This window comes from Streptomyces sp. NPDC005648 (genome assembly GCF_040605395.1).
Taxonomy (GTDB): Bacteria; Actinomycetota; Actinomycetes; order Streptomycetales; family Streptomycetaceae; genus Streptomyces.
In genome coordinates this window covers 17,909-34,125 of the sequence record NZ_JBEXCS010000053.1, presented here as the reverse complement: position 1 = coordinate 34,125, position 16,217 = coordinate 17,909, and the positions used below count along the sequence as shown (strand labels likewise).

Annotated in this window: 16 protein-coding genes and 2 tRNA genes; 12 read left to right on the top strand and 6 right to left on the bottom strand. The window is 66.7% G+C overall.

The features are described from left to right. Positions 1-824: 824 nt before the first annotated feature. On the bottom strand, positions 825-959 hold the full coding sequence (locus ABZT17_RS27460) for a hypothetical protein (protein ID WP_356352368.1): 135 nt from the start codon (positions 957-959) through the stop codon (positions 825-827). 315 nt (positions 960-1,274) lie between these two features. Further along, positions 1,275-2,210 (bottom strand): septum formation family protein, encoded by a 936-nt coding sequence (locus ABZT17_RS27455; protein WP_356352366.1) that lies wholly within the window; start codon positions 2,208-2,210, stop codon positions 1,275-1,277. 1,579 nt (positions 2,211-3,789) lie between these two features. Between ABZT17_RS27455 and ABZT17_RS27450 the strand changes: the two genes are divergently transcribed. Continuing rightward, positions 3,790-4,323, top strand: coding sequence for an NUDIX hydrolase (locus ABZT17_RS27450; RefSeq protein WP_356352365.1), 534 nt, complete (start codon positions 3,790-3,792; stop codon positions 4,321-4,323). Here the strand turns inward: ABZT17_RS27450 and ABZT17_RS27445 are convergent. Beyond that, a complete protein-coding gene (locus tag ABZT17_RS27445) occupies positions 4,301-5,641 on the bottom strand; it encodes a hypothetical protein (RefSeq protein ID WP_356352363.1) in 1,341 nt (446 codons plus the stop codon). The genes ABZT17_RS27450 and ABZT17_RS27445 overlap by 23 nt on opposite strands. Before the next feature lie 124 nt (positions 5,642-5,765). On the opposite strand from ABZT17_RS27445, the gene ABZT17_RS27440 reads away from it, so the two are divergent. From ABZT17_RS27440 to ABZT17_RS27430, 3 genes are all read left to right on the top strand, one after another. Beyond that, positions 5,766-5,996 (top strand): hypothetical protein, encoded by a 231-nt coding sequence (locus tag ABZT17_RS27440; RefSeq protein ID WP_356352362.1) that lies wholly within the window; start codon positions 5,766-5,768, stop codon positions 5,994-5,996. Between the two features lie 194 nt (positions 5,997-6,190). Further along, on the top strand, positions 6,191-6,643 hold the full coding sequence (locus ABZT17_RS27435; RefSeq protein WP_356352360.1) for a hypothetical protein: 453 nt from the start codon (positions 6,191-6,193) through the stop codon (positions 6,641-6,643). A gap of 70 nt (positions 6,644-6,713) precedes the next feature. After that, positions 6,714-7,556: a protein kinase gene (locus ABZT17_RS27430; protein ID WP_356352423.1), complete on the top strand. Its 843-nt coding sequence runs from the start codon at positions 6,714-6,716 to the stop codon at positions 7,554-7,556. 907 nt (positions 7,557-8,463) lie between these two features. On the opposite strand, the gene ABZT17_RS27425 is transcribed toward ABZT17_RS27430, so the two are convergent. Continuing rightward, positions 8,464-8,955: a GntR family transcriptional regulator gene (locus tag ABZT17_RS27425; protein ID WP_356352358.1), complete on the bottom strand. Its 492-nt coding sequence runs from the start codon at positions 8,953-8,955 to the stop codon at positions 8,464-8,466. A gap of 171 nt (positions 8,956-9,126) precedes the next feature. Here ABZT17_RS27425 and ABZT17_RS27420 point away from each other — a divergent pair, with 171 nt between their 5' ends. From ABZT17_RS27420 to ABZT17_RS27390, 7 genes are all read left to right on the top strand, one after another. Next, on the top strand, positions 9,127-9,477 hold the full coding sequence (locus ABZT17_RS27420) for a hypothetical protein (RefSeq protein WP_356352356.1): 351 nt from the start codon (positions 9,127-9,129) through the stop codon (positions 9,475-9,477). Next, the gene (locus ABZT17_RS27415; RefSeq protein WP_356352354.1) at positions 9,474-9,695 is read left to right on the top strand and encodes a hypothetical protein; all 222 of its coding nucleotides are present in this window, start codon (positions 9,474-9,476) and stop codon (positions 9,693-9,695) included. Before ABZT17_RS27420 ends, ABZT17_RS27415 begins: the two co-directional genes overlap by 4 nt. After that, positions 9,692-11,098, top strand: coding sequence for a cell division protein FtsK (locus ABZT17_RS27410; protein WP_356352352.1), 1,407 nt, complete (start codon positions 9,692-9,694; stop codon positions 11,096-11,098). The genes ABZT17_RS27415 and ABZT17_RS27410 overlap by 4 nt, the downstream gene beginning before the upstream one ends. Positions 11,099-11,156: 58 nt before the next feature. After that, positions 11,157-11,855, top strand: coding sequence for a DUF2637 domain-containing protein (locus ABZT17_RS27405; protein ID WP_356352351.1), 699 nt, complete (start codon positions 11,157-11,159; stop codon positions 11,853-11,855). A 152-nt stretch (positions 11,856-12,007) separates the two neighbouring features. Next, positions 12,008-13,471, top strand: coding sequence for a replication initiator (locus ABZT17_RS27400; RefSeq protein ID WP_356352349.1), 1,464 nt, complete (start codon positions 12,008-12,010; stop codon positions 13,469-13,471). Then, positions 13,468-13,650, top strand: a complete 183-nt coding sequence (locus ABZT17_RS27395; RefSeq protein ID WP_356352347.1) for a helix-turn-helix domain-containing protein — start codon at positions 13,468-13,470, stop codon at positions 13,648-13,650. Before ABZT17_RS27400 ends, ABZT17_RS27395 begins: the two co-directional genes overlap by 4 nt. Further along, on the top strand, positions 13,650-14,933 hold the full coding sequence (locus ABZT17_RS27390; RefSeq protein ID WP_356352345.1) for a tyrosine-type recombinase/integrase: 1,284 nt from the start codon (positions 13,650-13,652) through the stop codon (positions 14,931-14,933). Before ABZT17_RS27395 ends, ABZT17_RS27390 begins: the two co-directional genes overlap by 1 nt. 91 nt (positions 14,934-15,024) lie before the next feature. Here the strand turns inward: ABZT17_RS27390 and ABZT17_RS27385 are convergent. Together ABZT17_RS27385 and ABZT17_RS27380 are read right to left on the bottom strand one after the other, a co-directional pair. Further along, positions 15,025-15,097: transfer RNA gene (locus ABZT17_RS27385), tRNA-Arg, on the bottom strand. 197 nt (positions 15,098-15,294) lie between these two features. Continuing rightward, positions 15,295-15,385: transfer RNA gene (locus tag ABZT17_RS27380), tRNA-Ser, on the bottom strand. A 168-nt stretch (positions 15,386-15,553) separates the two neighbouring features. On the opposite strand from ABZT17_RS27380, the gene ABZT17_RS27375 reads away from it, so the two are divergent. After that, positions 15,554-16,054: an SSI family serine proteinase inhibitor gene (locus ABZT17_RS27375; RefSeq protein WP_356352343.1), complete on the top strand. Its 501-nt coding sequence runs from the start codon at positions 15,554-15,556 to the stop codon at positions 16,052-16,054. Positions 16,055-16,217: the final 163 nt, after the last annotated feature.

Here is a 16,217-nt window from a genome sequence, read left to right as displayed (position 1 = left end):
AGGTGACGAGTACCTTGCAGAATTGAGGCGCTGGTCATCGGGTGCCTGTCGTGATCGATTACGTGTCGGATGCGAGTAAGCGCGGAGGTGTAACTCTTTCTTTTGCCGCGCTCAGCTAATTCGACTATCAAGATCTTTGGTAGATTGTGTGCATCCACAGCCATAAACTCTCATTCCATGGTCGCTCCGCAGAGTGCCTGCCGCAACCGGAGGTGAACGCTTCTATGGCGTTAGGTGCGGCACAGGGGCACGAGGGTTCGGCGTCATCTCTCTCGGCATACGGCCCGAACTGGAACGGAGCCCATCAAGGCGGGGGCGTGCGGTAGGCAGTCGAGATTGCCTTGCTCTCAAAGATTGAAGGCGGGTCTCAGTTGTGGTCTCGATGACCTCTCGTTCCAGCCACGCCCGCGGTCATCCGGGGAGGTCCGATAGTCGCAGTGACCAGGTATGAAGCTCGACTCGTGGACACTCGTGGATACCTACGGACCAAGATCAGACAACTCGTAATGCGTAGGCCAACCCTCGTGGAGCCGGTCCCTCTGGGGCTGTGAGCCAGGTCAAGGTGCAGGGTTCTCGCCAAGTGGGCCCTGGCCTACGTGTGGCCGCAGTAGGTTGGCCAACTCGGGGAGAGAGGATTTCTCGTGGATGCGCGAGCCGCAGAAAGCTTCTACGTTCCGTCCGACGGGTCGAAAGGCCGGTTCGTGCCTCCGCCGGGCAGGATGCCCCGGCTGCACCTGATCGAGTACCAGGGGGACCTCCGCCTCTGCGAGGACGAAACGGGCCTCCTGGTGGGACCGACAGACCGACGCCTCCACCTGGCGGGCTTATACGCCACGAATCTCCGGCCCGTCCTGGTACAACTCGGCGATGTCCGCGAAGTTGCCCTGCGCGGCCCCACCGCTCACGCCCAGGATTCCCTTGTTCGGGCCGAATCCCCCGTTGGCGACCTCGACATACAAGCGCCGCAGGAGAGGAGGCAACGGGAACCCGATGGCCTCTTCCACCGCGGCGACAGCCTCCGGTGTTGCGGGCGGTGGCAAAGTCCCCGCCCTCGCTACGACCCGCAACGCCTCGACAACCTCATCATCAGTCACCGGCCCAGACTCTCAGCCCGGAGAAGTCGGACGTGCCAGATGTGTGCCAGATCCCGCGGAGAACCACGGGGAACGGCAGGGAACAAGTCGGCGACCACCTCCGTCCCACTCCAGGTCCACCGCAGGTCAGAACAGACAGCGCATCCAGGGAACCCGTGGGCGTACGCAGGCGGCTCAGATTCACGAAGATGATGGTGGAGCCGGGCCCGTTGGTAGCGTAGCCGCGCTCGTTGAGAATGCACTCCCCTCGATGGTGCCTCCGTTCTGCTTCCGGACCGTGCACACGACGAAATGGGTGCCCGACAACCAGGAGCCTTTGCTGCTCCAAGAGCCGGAGGTGTAGATCGACTGGTCGAAGCCGTAGTCGCGCGGCGGCACGTCCTTTGAACACGCCGCATCCGAGCCTTTACGGGCTTCGGCGAGCGTCACCTCAGAACCGAGCCGAGTAAAACCGAGCACCTGTTCGTCGTGCGGGCCGGCGCAAGAGACAAGACGGGCGTTCCTGTTTGACGAGGTTTTCAGACAGTCCCCCTTCTGCATGGTCGCCGTGTCAGTGAACGCTGTACCAAGCTTGCGATAGCTGCCGAGTGGTCCATACAACGGGCCATGCGCGCCCAGCACCAGACACGCGATGCGCCCCCCGGCAGCCTTGAACCCTTTTCGGGTCGGAACGACGGCGAAGCTGCGGACGTCCGCCAGTTTGGCCCGGATCTCTTGCGTCTGCTGTTCGCACTGCGCGGCTCCATGCGACCGCGCCTCCGAGTCAGTCGCGGCCTCAACCATCGCCATGACTTGGCCATCGAGCGCCTTGGCTCGACACGTGAGGTCCAAGGTGAGGCGAGGCGTGCCCTTGAAACGAACCCCCGGCCACTCGGCGACGACGCAGTCACCGTCCTTCAACGATTCGGCAAGAGAGATCCTCGACCCGTACGGGGGCACGTTCTCGTCCCCAGACCGGACTTGCGCCAGGACGAGCCAGACACCAGTGACAACCAAGGCCGCACCGAGAGCGCCCGCCGCTACCGACAGCAGGAGCTGAGGACTCCATATCTTGCGCCGCCGCGCCGCGGCAAGAAGAGAAGGGAGGCGATCGGGTCGACGGAGTGCCTGTCCCACGATCTCAGGGGCACTGTACGGGCTCTGAGGCTCCGAGCTCTCGTCAAATGGCTTTCGAAGAAGGTGGGGCACAAAAGGTGGTTCGTGATGCTCGGATTCCTCGTGAGTGCTCTCCAGAGACGAGCTGGACCAACCAAGACTTCCCCCTGATCGTCCCTCTGATGGCGATCGCGGCTCGGTGTCGGCGGCGCCGTCACTCGGTAACGTCGTCAGCGTTGCGCTCGGTCCCACAGGACGAGCTTTGACGGCAGGCGTCCCGGCCGTCCTCTGAACAAAAGGGTGGTCCAAGGAGACGCCGAACAGACCTGCAGCTACGCGACGATACAGAGGGAGTTCGAAGTGTCGAGAGGGAAGGAGAGGCTGGTAGCCCTTCTCAGGCACTCCCAGGAGAGTCATCAGCACGCGCCGCTGCAGGTTCGTCCTCACTGGGCGCCTCCGGAACCAGTCGTCTCAAGTGCGGATCCTCCTGGAGACGCATCGCTACTTGCGGGTGCGGGCACAGGAGGACCGACGATGAGACGCGCGACATGAGGGGAGGCACCCAGTTGGCCCAGAACGGCCGGCGCGCAGACCCCCAATGCCACCGCGGCATAGGTTCCACTGATCTGCCCGCTGGTCCCGAAGAGGACTGCTGCGCCCGCTCCGATGGCGGAGCGTAAGACGGCAAGACATACGTGAGCAGCCGTGTCCAGGTACTGCCGCAAAGTAGGAGGCCTTGCTCGCAGCCGACCGCTTGCGGTGCGGCGGGCGGCCTGCCATTCCGCGCATCCCCGGAATACAGCAAGGAGTTCAACGCTCAGGCCTCCCCCAGCACCGAAGATGCCAAACTGCCACCAGTTCATCTCGACCCCCCGCTACTTACAGGTGCTCAGGTGGCCCGCTATCTAGGTCGCCATACAGCATCCCTACTCGGTTGAAAGATCGAGTGCCAGTCCTAGGCGGAGCGTTTCAGGGTGTGACAGCCGCAGAGATGGGCGCATCGTGAGGGCGGACGCTCCTGCACCTCGAAAGGGGCGTCCGCAGTGAGGTCCCCGGAGACACACGTGCCTGACGCGCTGCGCCTCCCCCGCGCTGGAAAGGCGATCAAGGGCCTTGGACGTCACTTTCGTCGTACTCGACGAAGCTCCCACGATTCATCGTGCATGGCGACGAGGACACCGCCCCGTTTTCCCTCCCGACTGGCCACGCCCGATGTGCTGGCTAGTCCGGCCACGTCCGTCTCAATGTCCGTCTCATTCACCGGCGTTCGTCGACGTTCAGACGGGGCCCCGAGTAGTGACTGTCCCGCCAGCCGTACAACCATGAACGCTGGTGAAGGCCCTCGCACACAACTCATCGCCCCACCACCACAGTTGGAAAGCGTGTTGACGGGGAGCCGTCCTGACGTAAACGAATGGGGGGACTTCCGTCAACCGTGGCGAGCCCGCGGAGATCACGGAGTGGATGACAGCGCAGCCTCACGGGGGCAGACGGCCGATCCCAGCGGACATCTCGTCAAGGTGACGTGAAAAGGGCTGAACGTGCGCCCTCCTCCGAACCGGTCTGAGATCCTGGAGACCGATCGAGAGGGGTCGCAGGTATGGAGTGGAAGACGCACGGTGAGCGACAGATCTACACGAACAAGTGGGTGAATCTGTGTCTGGTCGACGTCCAGCAGCCTGACGGGCGCAGGTGGGAGTACCACGTTGTGCGTCTGCGGCACCTGGCCGTGGCCGCCGTGGTCAACGACCGTCAAGAGGTCCTGATGATGTGGCGGCACCGCTTCATCACCGATTCGTGGGCCTGGGAGCTGCCCATGGGCCTGGTCGAAGAGGGCGAGACTCCCGAAGAGGCGGCCGGACGCGAAGTGCTGGAGGAAACGGGGTGGCGCCCCGGCCCCATCAAGCCTCTGATCTACGCCGAGCCGGCCAACGGGATCACCGACTCGCAGCATCACGTCTTCCGGATCGACGGCGCCACATACGCCGGGCCGCCCACAGAGAAGAACGAGTCCGACCGGATCGAGTGGATCCCCCTCTCAGAGTTGCGGGGCATGATCGACCGTCGGGAGGTCGTGAGCAGCGGCTCGCTCGTCGGTCTCCTCTACTTGCTCATGGACGAAGCGATCCGCTGACTGGCGGGAGGAGTGCCCGTAGCCGCGCCTCGAAGGCCAGGGCTACGGGCTCCTGCCTGTGCGGGGCCAACTGGTCGTAGAACTCCCGGAGATGGCCTGACACTCGCTCGGAGGCCACTGCCGACGCCGGTTCCAGTGCTTGGGTGGCGGTGTCGCACGCTTGGTCGAGCTTGCCCTGATCCAGCTGCGTACGGGCAAGCCAGAACGAGTGAAACGCGCGCCCTCGCTGGTTGCTGCGGGCCTCGCGCCGCAACGCGTCCGCGATCAAGGGTTCGGCGGTCGCTGCTTCGCCCAACCGTCCGTGCGCAATCCCCGTGTCCACGATCAGCTTCGTCTCGTCGAAGTACGTCACCCAGGACGGGTCTGGGTCGGTCACCCGGATCTGCTCGAAATGGCGGTGCGCCTCTCCGATCGCCTGGTGAGTGGAGTCCCGGTTGCCGAGCGTGGCGTGAGCGAAGGCTTCGCGCATCGACAGCATGGACAGGACCCGTGGGGTGGTGTCGACGGCCGAGCGGGCCTGGTCCTGAGCGGCGGTGACGAAGGCCAGGGAGTCAGCGGGCTTGTCCTGGTACGTCCCCTGCAAGCTCATACAGGCGAGGACGTTGGCCATGAACTGGCGGTCGTCGATCTCCTTGGCCAGTTGCAGGGCCTCTGTGAAGTACGCGCGGGCCTGGTTGTACTGGCGGGCGTCGAAGTAGGTCCAGCCGGTGAGGCGTGCCAGCTCGGCCGCGATTCCGTACAGGCCGTTCTGAATGGACGGCGGTCGGTTCTCCTTCAACAGTCCGACCACATGGCGGAGTTGTCCGACGATGGCCGGCCTCAGCGCCTCGCCTCCGTGCTGGTCGTCTCGTCGCCAGTAGTCCTCGATGCTGGAGCGGAATGCTTCAAGTGTGGCCGCGTTCAGGCTCGTTCGCGTGGCCAGGGCCAGGATGCTGTCCACATCAGGGCCGGGTAGGGCGGCAGGAGTCTGCGCCTCGGGCTCCGGCGCCTGCGGAGCCTCTCGCTCGGTGACCACGAGCGCTTGAGGCGTCTCCCACCCACGACGAGCGAGTCCGAGCATGTGGCCCGGAATACGCAAGCCGTCCGCGATCCGTTCGATGACGTCCATGTGCAGCAACTGGCGTTGTCCGGCGATGACTTCGCCGACACGGCTGGGAGTCAGCTCACAACGCCTGGCGATCATGGATGGGTAGATGCCCGCCTTGGTCTTCACCAGCCGGAAGACTCTGGCGAAGTCCCGCACCCGGCACGCGTCGATCATCTCGGGATCGGTGAGCAGCCTGGCTGGCAGTTCCTGCGGCCGGTCTGCGTCGGGCATCGGCAAGCTCCCACACTGCGAGGGCTACGCAACGTCGCTGATTCTCTACTTGCCGCGATGTTACCCAAGTTGGGTAATCAGCCTGACCTTTTGGCACGGCCCTCCGGATCGCGATGCTCCTTCCATGGCGAGCAACCAGCAGACCAGACCAGGCATCGGTGAACTGGCGAAGGACAGCGCCCGTGACCGGATCGGCGTCGTCATGGGTGCGGTCGGCGGTCGGGTGCAGATGAGGCCCATCGGCGGCGGCACGGAATGGGACGTCATGCCGGACAACGTGGTGGCGCCGAGTCCACGGGAGGAACTGAGCGCGCGCCTGGCCATCAGGAACGGCAACAGCCGGGACGGACTGTGACGCCCCCACTCGGCCGGTACGCAGGAGTCCTGTTCGCCATCATGATCAGCGACTCGTGCGGCCTGGTGATCGACATGGCACTCGCCATGGGCCATCAGACGGATCCCTCGGACGGGTCTCAGCTCCCCTCTACCCGCTCCCCGTTTGGGGCCAGCCATCCAATCCACGTACCGCCAGACACAGGGAGTACTCGTATGACGGCAACGACGAACGATCTGAAGACCGGTCGCGCGGTAGCTGGTGAGGAGCTGTTCGAGAGCCTCGCCCACTTCGTGGTCGTCCACAACGGACAGTCGCCCGAGCGCGCCGAGCGGATCGCGGACCAGGCGGTCGCCTTCCTGGTCACGGCGGCAACGGCCAACGTCCCCATGGTCCCGTCGGATGACGTGGACCTCGGCCTGCACGCGCTGATCCTGCACACGAGGGAGTACGCGCGGCTGTGCGAGCGGTACGCGGGGCGCTTCCTGCACCACAACCCGAAGCCGGGCGGCGGGCCCCGTGACCTGCTGAAGGTCATCACTGCGGCGCGCGCCATGAAGGCGGCCGGGTTCAGGGTCTTCGACGACCTGTGGACCGTGGACGGCACGAATCTCGCGCAGTGCGATTCGGACTGCGGCCGTCCGTACGGTCAGGACTACCAGGAGTAGGACACGACAGCAGCGGCGCGGCCGGCCTCCACTCGTGGTCGGCCGCGTTCGCCCGGAAGGAGAACAGACGTTGTCCGGGTCACCCCCTGAACTGCCGATCGTGGTGCTCGACGCGCTCATGCCCACGGCCCAAAACCTGATCACCAACCGCCGGGGCTCGGCGGTCTGGGAGGTACAGAGCCATCGGGGCCACTACGCCGTGAAAGTCGGCTATCCGATCGAGGCCAGTCCCGATTGGTCTGCCCAGCCCTGGACCGCCCTCGCCCCCGCACGTGAGGGGGCCGTTCTGCTGCGCCTCGGCCTGGTCGACCTCGCGTACGGCGAATGGGAACGCGGAACCTGGAACTTCCAGCCGTGGCACGAAGGGCCGGACCTGTACCGGCTGTGGGAGCCGTGCCGCCGGCCAGGATCATCGATCGAACCGCACCTCACCGTGGCACTGGGCTGCGTCGAGGCGCTGGCCGAACTCCACGCCAGGGGCTGGGCCCACGGCGACGTACAGCCCGCGCACTTCATCATCGGGCCGGAACGGACGCATCTGATCGACCTCGCCCTTGCCCAGGGCGGGCACGTGCCCGAGGGCTACGACTTTCCGTTCCGCGGCTGCCTGGTCCACTACGAAGCACCCGAGATCGCACGCAGCGTGCTCAACACGGGGGAAGCCGAGCCGACACCGGAAGCCGATATCTACGCGCTCGGCGCTTCCCTGCTCATCTCCGCCACCGGCTGGCGGGCCGTCGAGTACCCGGACGACGCCCCCCGCTCCGTCCAAAGAGAGGCAGTGGCCGACGGTCGACGTCGACCGGTCAAGGCGCCCGGTGAGCTGGGCAAGTTGGTCGACGCGATGCTCAGCCACGCCCCCGGAGATCGGCCCACCATCTTTGAGGTGGGCAAAGCCCTGAACTGCCTCTGAGGCCCCGCTCGCCCAACGTCGCTCGCAACGAACACCAAGAACCAAAGACCGGACCACCCTCAGCCTGGACAGCATTCCGGGTGGTCCGGTCGCGGAAGTCCTGATCAGGACCCCGGTGCCGATGGTACCGGGGCGGTTGGCGTGCCTTGATTCGGGTGCTGCCGCAACTCCGGTGCTTCGATGTCGAGTTAGAGAGGGTTCTGACCTGAGCCACCGAAAGTCAGCCACGACGACGGGTGCGCCGAACGAGCACCTGCCACGTGTGTTTCCAGCAACCCCCCACCTGCCTCAGCCACGCTTCCTCGATGCGTCACGGCGCTCAGCGCCGCCCTGGCCTGGGCGTCGTCGACGAAGCCGCCTTGCTCCTGGGCTCCGCCCGCGACTTGACGGTCACCCGGCTGCGGAACGCGACTGGTCGGGCGGCATGGTCACGCGTGGTCTGGGTCGGCCTGCTCCTGGTGCTCGAAGGGGTCGGGTTGCTTCCTGCTCTGGCTGTCCGCCTTGGTCGGGCTGCGCGCTGAGCGGGTGGGGCCGCCGGAGCGGTGGCGGAGACAAGGAGCGGCGGCGGCCCCGGGCCGCCAGCGCGCGCGGCCCGCCGCAGGCGGGCCGCCTTGATCCAGTAAAGAAACTCTGAACAGCACCGCAGTGCAGTAGCCGTTCGACCTGGGAGAGACACGGATGCGGCGGGCAGGCCCCGGCGGTGGGAGCAAGTGCGGCACGCAACGACGGCACGGTGGCAAGCGAGGAACGACGACCGAGCACATACCGGACAACGAAATGGGGTCGACCAGCATTCACGTCGGGGACACGGATCAGGTAGTCGCACTGATCGAGGAGATGCGGGCCATGGTCGCTCGCCTCAGCAGAGAGACAAGGGAGTTGCGAGAGGAAGTGTCCCGGTTCAGTACTACGGCTTCGGCTGCTGAGCTGCTTTCAGTTCCTCGACCTCACGACGCAGTTCCTGATGATCGGCACTGAGAGCACGGATCTCGTCACGTAGTGCGGTGAGTACCTCGGCAAGGGTGGTCCCGGCGGCTTCGACTGCTTCGACGTCGTCGGGCTCCCCCTCCCTCTGCCCTGCCTGGCCGACGCTCGCGTCCTTGTTCGCCAGATACCAGGCTGGAGCGTTGTAGTTCGCCGAGAGCTCCCCGCCGGCGTTGTGGTCAGCGACGAAGCTGCCCCGCCCGTGGATCGTGTAGATCAAGCCCTCATCGCGCAGCACGTTGAGCGCGGACCTGGCGGTCATGTTCGCCACGCCAAAGCGTTCCTGTAGCTCGCGGATGGACGGCATCTGCTCGCCCGGCTTGATCCGTCCCTGCAAGATGTCGCGCCGAATCTCGTCGGCGGCGTGTTGATACGGCGGCCGGCGGTCCTGCTTGCTCTCTGGCGCGGGGCTCATGGCCCAAGAGTAGCGATTCTTAGCACCCCTAGCACACCCCACTGACATAGGTGACCCATGTCAGTTGATACCTAGCTCACTCGATTCACTTGACACTGCTAGGTCTGCTATGTTCAATAGAGATCGCACCCCACCGCCCTGGTGGCGCGCAACCGAGAGGAATCAACTCCCATGGCACGCATCCGTGTTGGCCTGCTCCCCACTTCTTCGTTCATGGTCGGCACCCTGCCGGTCCCGAAGTACGCGGACCAGGAGAAGACACAGTTCGCCACCGACCGTGAGACCGGCGCGAAGCTCTACACGATCACCCTCTTCTTCATGGAGGAGGACCGTGCCGAAGCTCTGAAGATCACCGTTCCGGAGACCGGCCTGCCAAACGGACTCCGGCCTGGTGTCCCGGTCATGCCGGTGGAGCTGTTCGCCACTCCGTGGGCGCGCATCTTCAACGGCTCGCTCTCGGACGGCATCGCCTACCGCGCGGGTCGTCTGGACCTGGTGGCCCCGGCCGCTGATGCGGCGTGAGCGGCACCGCTTTCCGGTCCGGCGCTGATCGCAGCTACCCGCTGCCTCACGCCGGGCCGGATGCCCGGTCCACCGAATCGCTGGTGACCTCGGTGGCGGGCGTCCTCGTGGGCTACGGCTACCCCCGCCCGGACTCCTCCTCGGATCGGGCGGCCCTCAAATCGGCCCTCAGAGCCTTCCTCTGCAACCCCTACAACCCGCTGGAGAGCCGCATATGAAGGATCCGAACGCCCCGACGGAAAGCGTCTTCGCCCACGTCCCGCTCATCGGCGACCTGCTGCTCGTAGTGCTCGCCAGCTGGGCAATCTGGTGGGTGGTCCGCTACGTACGCGCCGATGCCATGACCCGGCAGTCCATACGCCAGGCCATACGCGTGCGGTGCGGGTGGAAGCGGCTCGCGCCGATGCTCAAACTGTCGGCCACGGACAAGACACCGACCGCGCTGGCATCGCTGGCGAACACGAACGGCAAGCCGATCAAGGCCCGCGTCCTCATCCCCGCCCTGAAGGTGAAGCACGACGCGTATGGAGTGATCGCGCGTGCGCAGTGCCTGCCTGGCGTTGGGCTTCATCAGTTCCAGAAGGCGGGCCCGCACCTGGCGGACGCCTGGCGGTGCACACGGGTGGCGATCACCCAGGACAGTCCCGGGCAGGTCCTTATCCGGGGTGTACGACTGGACCCACTGAAGTTCCCCACCGAGCACCACCCCACGGGCGAGCCCCCCGAGGAGACGGCCCGATGGGATCTCGGCCTGGACGAGTACGCGCAGCCCGTGTCAGTGAACCTCACGCAGGTGCCCGGCGTGACCGTGGCCGGCCTCCCCGGCTTCGGCAAGACCAGCCTGATCAACCGGCTGCTCTCCGACTGGGCGCCCTCGCCTGCGGTGCAGTTCGCTTGCGCGGACGGCAAGGTGTCGGCTGCGTACGAAGGTGACTACGCGGACTGGGTACAGCGCATGTTCGCCTTCGTGGGGGATGACCTGGAAGAGGCCAACAAGCTGTTCCGGCACCTGGTGGAACTCCGCCGCGCCCGGTCGGCGTCGGTGCGCCAGGTACTCGGGGTGAAGTCCATGTGGGACGTCGGCCCGTCCGAGAGCTGGCCCCTGGTCGTACTGATCGTCGACGAAGCCCACACCTACTTCCGCGACCACAAGGGCAGCGACCAGCAGACGAAGAAGCTGGCCGCGCTCGCCGCCGAGAACGCGCGACTCGTGGAAGACCTGGTCAAGAAGGGCCGGTCCGTGGGACTGCTCGTCATCCTCACCACTCAGAAGTCCACCGGCGACGCGATCCCCACCTTCATCCGCGACGTGTGCCCTGTGGGCCTGAGCTTCGCCCAGAAGACCGCCGAAGCCGCCGTGGCCGCGCTCGGCGACGAGATCCGGGAATGGCCGGACGCCAACCCGATCAACCTCCAGGACCCCACCTACGTCGGCGTCGCGTCGATGAACCACCAGTCGCAACCTGGCTTCACCCGTATCCGTACGCCCTACGTGCCCGATGCGGTAGCGGCGCGCATCGCCGAACAGACGGCCGGCCTCACCGTTGATCCGCACGCCCTTCTGGAAGCTCTCCTCGGGCCTCACATGCCGGACGTGGACCTCACCAAGCTCGATGCCTGAGCGACCTGCCCGACCCCGCTCGGACGTTCCCGACACCCCGGAGAGGAGGTGAAAGCACATGACAGAGGACCGGATCACTCAGCGCACCATCACCGCCGTCATGATCGTCATTGCCGCGCTGGCATTCGTCTTCTCCTTCGGCAACGTCTGGTCCCTCGCCCTGCGCCTCGGCGTTCCCGGCCCGATCGCACCGCTCATCGCCCCGATGGTCGACCTGTCCGTGGTCGGCCTCCTGGTCGCACTCCGCTACCTCTCCCTACGCGGTCTCCCCGCAGAGCAGATGACGTCCGCCACACGCCTCATGCACTTCTCCGGACTGCTGACGCTCGCCCTCAACGTCGCCGAACCGGTCGTAGCCGGACACTACGGCCGTGCCGCTGTCGACGCGGTGGCCCCGCTGCTCCTCCTCGGCTGGGGCTCCGTCGGCCCGCAGCTCCTGCGCGCCTTCCACGCTGTTGCGCGCCCCGCCGTATCGACTCCCCTGCCGGGTGCGATCGAGTCGGAGCCTGAGACGACTTCCGATCCCTCCCGTCCTGCGGTGCCGCCCACCGTTCCGCCCCCGGCCTCGGCCGCTCCTCAGATCTCCCCGGCTCCCACTCCACCCGCGATCAAGGTTCCTGAACCGCTGCTCACCGAAGCACGCTCCATCGCGACGTCCCACCACACCGAGCACGGCGAACCGATCACGGCGGCACAGCTCAAGACGCGACTCGGGATCGGCCTGCCCATGGCCACCGCGCTGCACGCCGCTCTGTAGCAGCTACGCCCCCTCCGCCGGCCTCTCCGGCACTCCCCACCGCCGCCCGCCCCTGGGCCCGATCCGCCATGCCTGCGGGCAGCAGCCCGAGCGCACTGAATCGCTGCTGCCCGCAGGCCCACCCTCATGCCAGAAAGGACTCCCCGCCACTCATGCGCCGCCCCCTCGACCTGCGCCACGTCATCAGTCCCGGCCTGCGGGACCTGGTCGAACTGGCCAATACGGACGACTTCGACCGAGTCGCCGAACAGGTCCGCGACCTTCGCGGCTGCACCAGTCCCGTCAACCTGCACGGCTGGACGGTCACCACCGACCAGACCACCAAGCAAGTGGTCCGCTCCTACCGCTCCGAGGACGAACCCTCTGGACGCCTCCTCACCACCTGCGGCAACCGCCGCGCCTCCCGCTGCCCCGCCTGCTCCCGCCTCTACGCCGCTGACACCTACCACCTGATCAAGGCCGGACTGTCCGGCGGCAAGAACGTCGCCGAAGCCGTCCGCGACCACCCCCGCGCATTCGTCACCCTCACCGCCCCGTCCTTCGGCCCCGTCCACAACCGTCCGACGACGGACACGGGCAAGCCCCGCCCCTGCGCATGCGGTGAGAACCACCCCCAGGACGCCCCCGAACTCGGCACCCCGCTCCGCCCAACGAGCTACGACTACGCCGGGGCCGTTCTGTGGAACGCTCACGCTGGCGCCCTCTGGGCACGCTTCACCACCTACCTGCGTCGTGCCCTCGCCGAGCACCTCGGCATGACGCAGAAGGCGCTCAACACGGCTCTCCGCGTCTCCTTCGCCAAGGTCGCCGAATACCAACAGCGCGGCCTCGTCCACTTCCATGCGGTCGTCCGCTTCGATGGCCCGGACGGCCACACCACCTCGCCCCCGGCCTGGGCGACCTTCGATGCCCTCCGGGTCGCCGTCGGTCTGGCGGTCGAGCGGACCCGGCTCACCGTCGAGTCGGACGCGGTCGGCGAACGCGTCATCCGGTGGGGCGACCGCTTCAAGGTGGATCAGATCTCCGCTCTCGGGGACGGCGAACTCACGGACGCCAAGGTCGCCGGATACGTCGCCAAGTACGCCACCAAGAACGCCGAAGGCGCGGGCACCGTGGACCGCACCCTCGTATGCCGCCCCTGCACCGGACGCGGCCACGTACGCGGTCCTGACGGCTTCCGCGACCTCTGTGGCGACTGCGACGGCACCGGCCAAGCCGAACCCCTCGCAGACCTCCCCGTCCAGCAGCACGCCCGGCAGATGATCCGCACCGCCTGGGCCCTCGGCCACCTCCCCGAGTTCGCCCACCTCAAGCTCTGGAAGTGGGCCCACATGCTCGGCTTCCGCGGCCACTTCTCCAGCAAGTCCCGCGCGTACTCGACCACCCTCGGCGCACTCCGCGACGTACGCCGCGCCTGGCGCACGGCTCAGGCCGAAGCCGCCCGCATCCGGGCCGGCCTCCCCGTCGAGGACGAAAACACCACCCTCGTCACTGCTTCCTCCTGGACATACCTCAGCAGCGGCTACAGCCCCGGCGAAGAACTCCTCGCTGCCCAGGTCCGCCACGACATCGCCCACGCCCAACGCGCCAAACAGGAAGGGCTGCTGCCTGCATGACGACGGCCGTGCTCACCGTGGACCAGGTCGCCGAGCGTCTCGGCATCAGCCGCTGGAAGGTCCACGACCTTATCCGCTCGCGCGAACTCGCCTCCTTCAAGATCGGCCGCTGCCGACGCATCAGCGAACCCGCCGTGGACGCGTACATCTCCCTCCGCACCGAACAGGAAGCCGCCTGATGGCTCAGTCGAAGAAGAACGCCAACAACGAGGGCACCATCTACCTGCGCAAGGACGGCCGTTGGGAGGGCAGCGCGTACGTCCTCACGACGGACGGCACGTACAAGCGGCGCAGCGTCTACGGCAAGAACTGGGATGACGCCCACGAGAAGCTCACCAAGCTCAAGGCGAACTCCCTCAGTGGCCTCCCGGTCGCCACCAACAAGATGACGATCGCCGAGTATCTGGCCTACTGGCTGACGAACGTTGCGCAAGGCAAGGTCCGCCGGACGACGTACGTCAACTACGAGTCCCTCGTTCGCAACTACGTCACCACGGAGTTCGGCAAGAAGAAGCTGGTACGGCTCACCGCTCGCGAAATACGAGCCTTCCTCGCGAAGACGGCGGTCACCTGCCAGTGCTGTGCACAGGGCAAGGACAAGAATCGGCCGGAGCACAAGCGGCGCTGCTGCGCCCTCCGGAAGTGCTGCAAGAAGCTCCCGTCGGATCGGACCGTGCGCTTCCTCCTGGTGATCCTGCGTGCCGCTCTCCAGCACGCCGTACGCGAAGACGAGTTGCCCCGCAACGTGGCCCGGAACGTGGAGCTGAGCATGGGAACCAAGCGCGAGATCGAGCCGCTCACCGCCAAGGAGGGGCGTCAGCTCTTGGCGGCGGCCCGGGATAACAGGCTGTGGGCCGCGTACGAACTGGCGGTCCGCATCGGCCTCCGGCGCGGTGAGCTGCTGGGGCTGCGCTGGTCGGACGTGGACCTTCACGAAGGGGTGCTCACCGTTCGGCAGGCCCTACAGCGCGTCGGCGGGGAACTGCTGATCGTCGCTCCGAAGACTCAGCGCTCGGCCCGTCGCGTGGCCCTGCCATCCGAGTGCGTGACGGCGCTCCGTGCTCAGCGTGCGCAGCAGATCGCCGACCGGAAGGGCGCGGGGGACAACTGGAAGGGCACGGGCCAGGGCCTCGTCTTCACCACCAAGAACGGGACCCCCATCGAGCCGCGTAACCTGAACCGCTCCTTCGAGGTGCTCTGCGCCCGCGCCGGCGTCCGCAAGGTCCGCTTTCACGACCTGCGCCACACCTGCGCCTCGCTCCTCCACGAACAGGGTGCCGACGCCCGCATGATCATGGAAGTCCTCGGCCACAGCTCGATCCGCGTGACGATGGACATCTACACCTTCGTCCGGCTCGACTCCCAGCGCTCCGCCTTCGACCGCGTCGGCGACGCGCTCAGGGGTGACGGCAACGATCCGGACGACGATGACGGCGCGGCCGGTGTCCCGGTAGCCGTCTGATCGGCCCTCGAATCCGGTTGCCGTCAAACACTGCCGTCAACGCATAAGCCAGAGGCCCTGTGGATCACTCCACAGGGCCTCTGACGTGCTGTGCACTCGGCAGGATTCGAACCTGCAACCTTCTGATCCGTAGTCAGATGCTCTATCCGTTAAGCTACGAGTGCTTGTTCTGTTTTTCGCCCCGGTCGGTCCTTTTGACCCGCTCGCGGCGACAGGAAGAACATTACATGACTGCCGCCGCCATGTGAAATCCGTTTGGTCTACCCCTTGTGAGCTGCGAAAACGGCTCTGAGGGGGTCCGGGAACGACGAAGCCCCGGTCGGGTGGACCGGGGCTTCGGTGATCAGTAGCTGATCAGGTGCGGAGGCGGAGGGATTTGAACCCTCGATGGGATGTAAGTCCCAAACCGCATTAGCAGTGCGGCGCCATAGACCGGACTAGGCGACGCCTCCAGCACAGCCGCCCGCGCGAGCGCGAGTGGTGCGTGCAGATGATGACACAGTCGAGCGTGCTGTCACCAATCGGCCTCCACGGTACTAGGCAGCCCGGCCACAGGGCAAAGGGCTTCCCGGCGCGCGGCGGCCCCGCAACGTCGTCGGGCGGTCGGCGTTAGTCAGGTCATGTCGCAGGTCACCCGTCACGCCCTCCGTGGTCTCCTCGTAGCCGCCGCGGCCGTCTCCGCCGCCGCGCCCGTCGCGAACGCCCTCCCCCTGGCGCCCCCGCCCACCCGCGACGAGGACCGCCCCACCGAGCGGCCCACGGAGGGGCCCGCCGACCGCCGTGCCGACCACCTCACCGTCACCGTGCGGCACGCCGGTCCCGGCCGGGACGGGACCTATCAGCTGTACTGCCACCCCGGCAGCGGCGACCACCCCGACGTGGCCGGCGCCTGCGGGGCCCTCGACCGCGGCACCCGGTGGGGACGCGAGACCTTCGCCCCCGTGCCCGGCGGCAGCGTCTGCACCATGCAGTACGGCGGCCCCGCGACCGCCCATGTCACCGGGACCTGGGCCGGGCGTCCCGTCGACGCCTCGTACGACCGCAGCGACGGATGCGAGATCGGCCGCTGGGACCGTCTCGTACCACTGCTGCCCGACCTGAGCCCGCGCGGACAGTCGTAGCGCGAGCCCCCGAAACGGGGTCGTGTGTTCGTGGGCGTCGAACGTGTGCACAGGTTTCGGCCGGTGGAAACACCGGGGTCCGTAAAGTCGCGCAGGCCAGGCGACCGGGCGGGGATACGGTCACATGTTCTGCCTCACTTCGTCGTGCGACCTCCCTCTCATC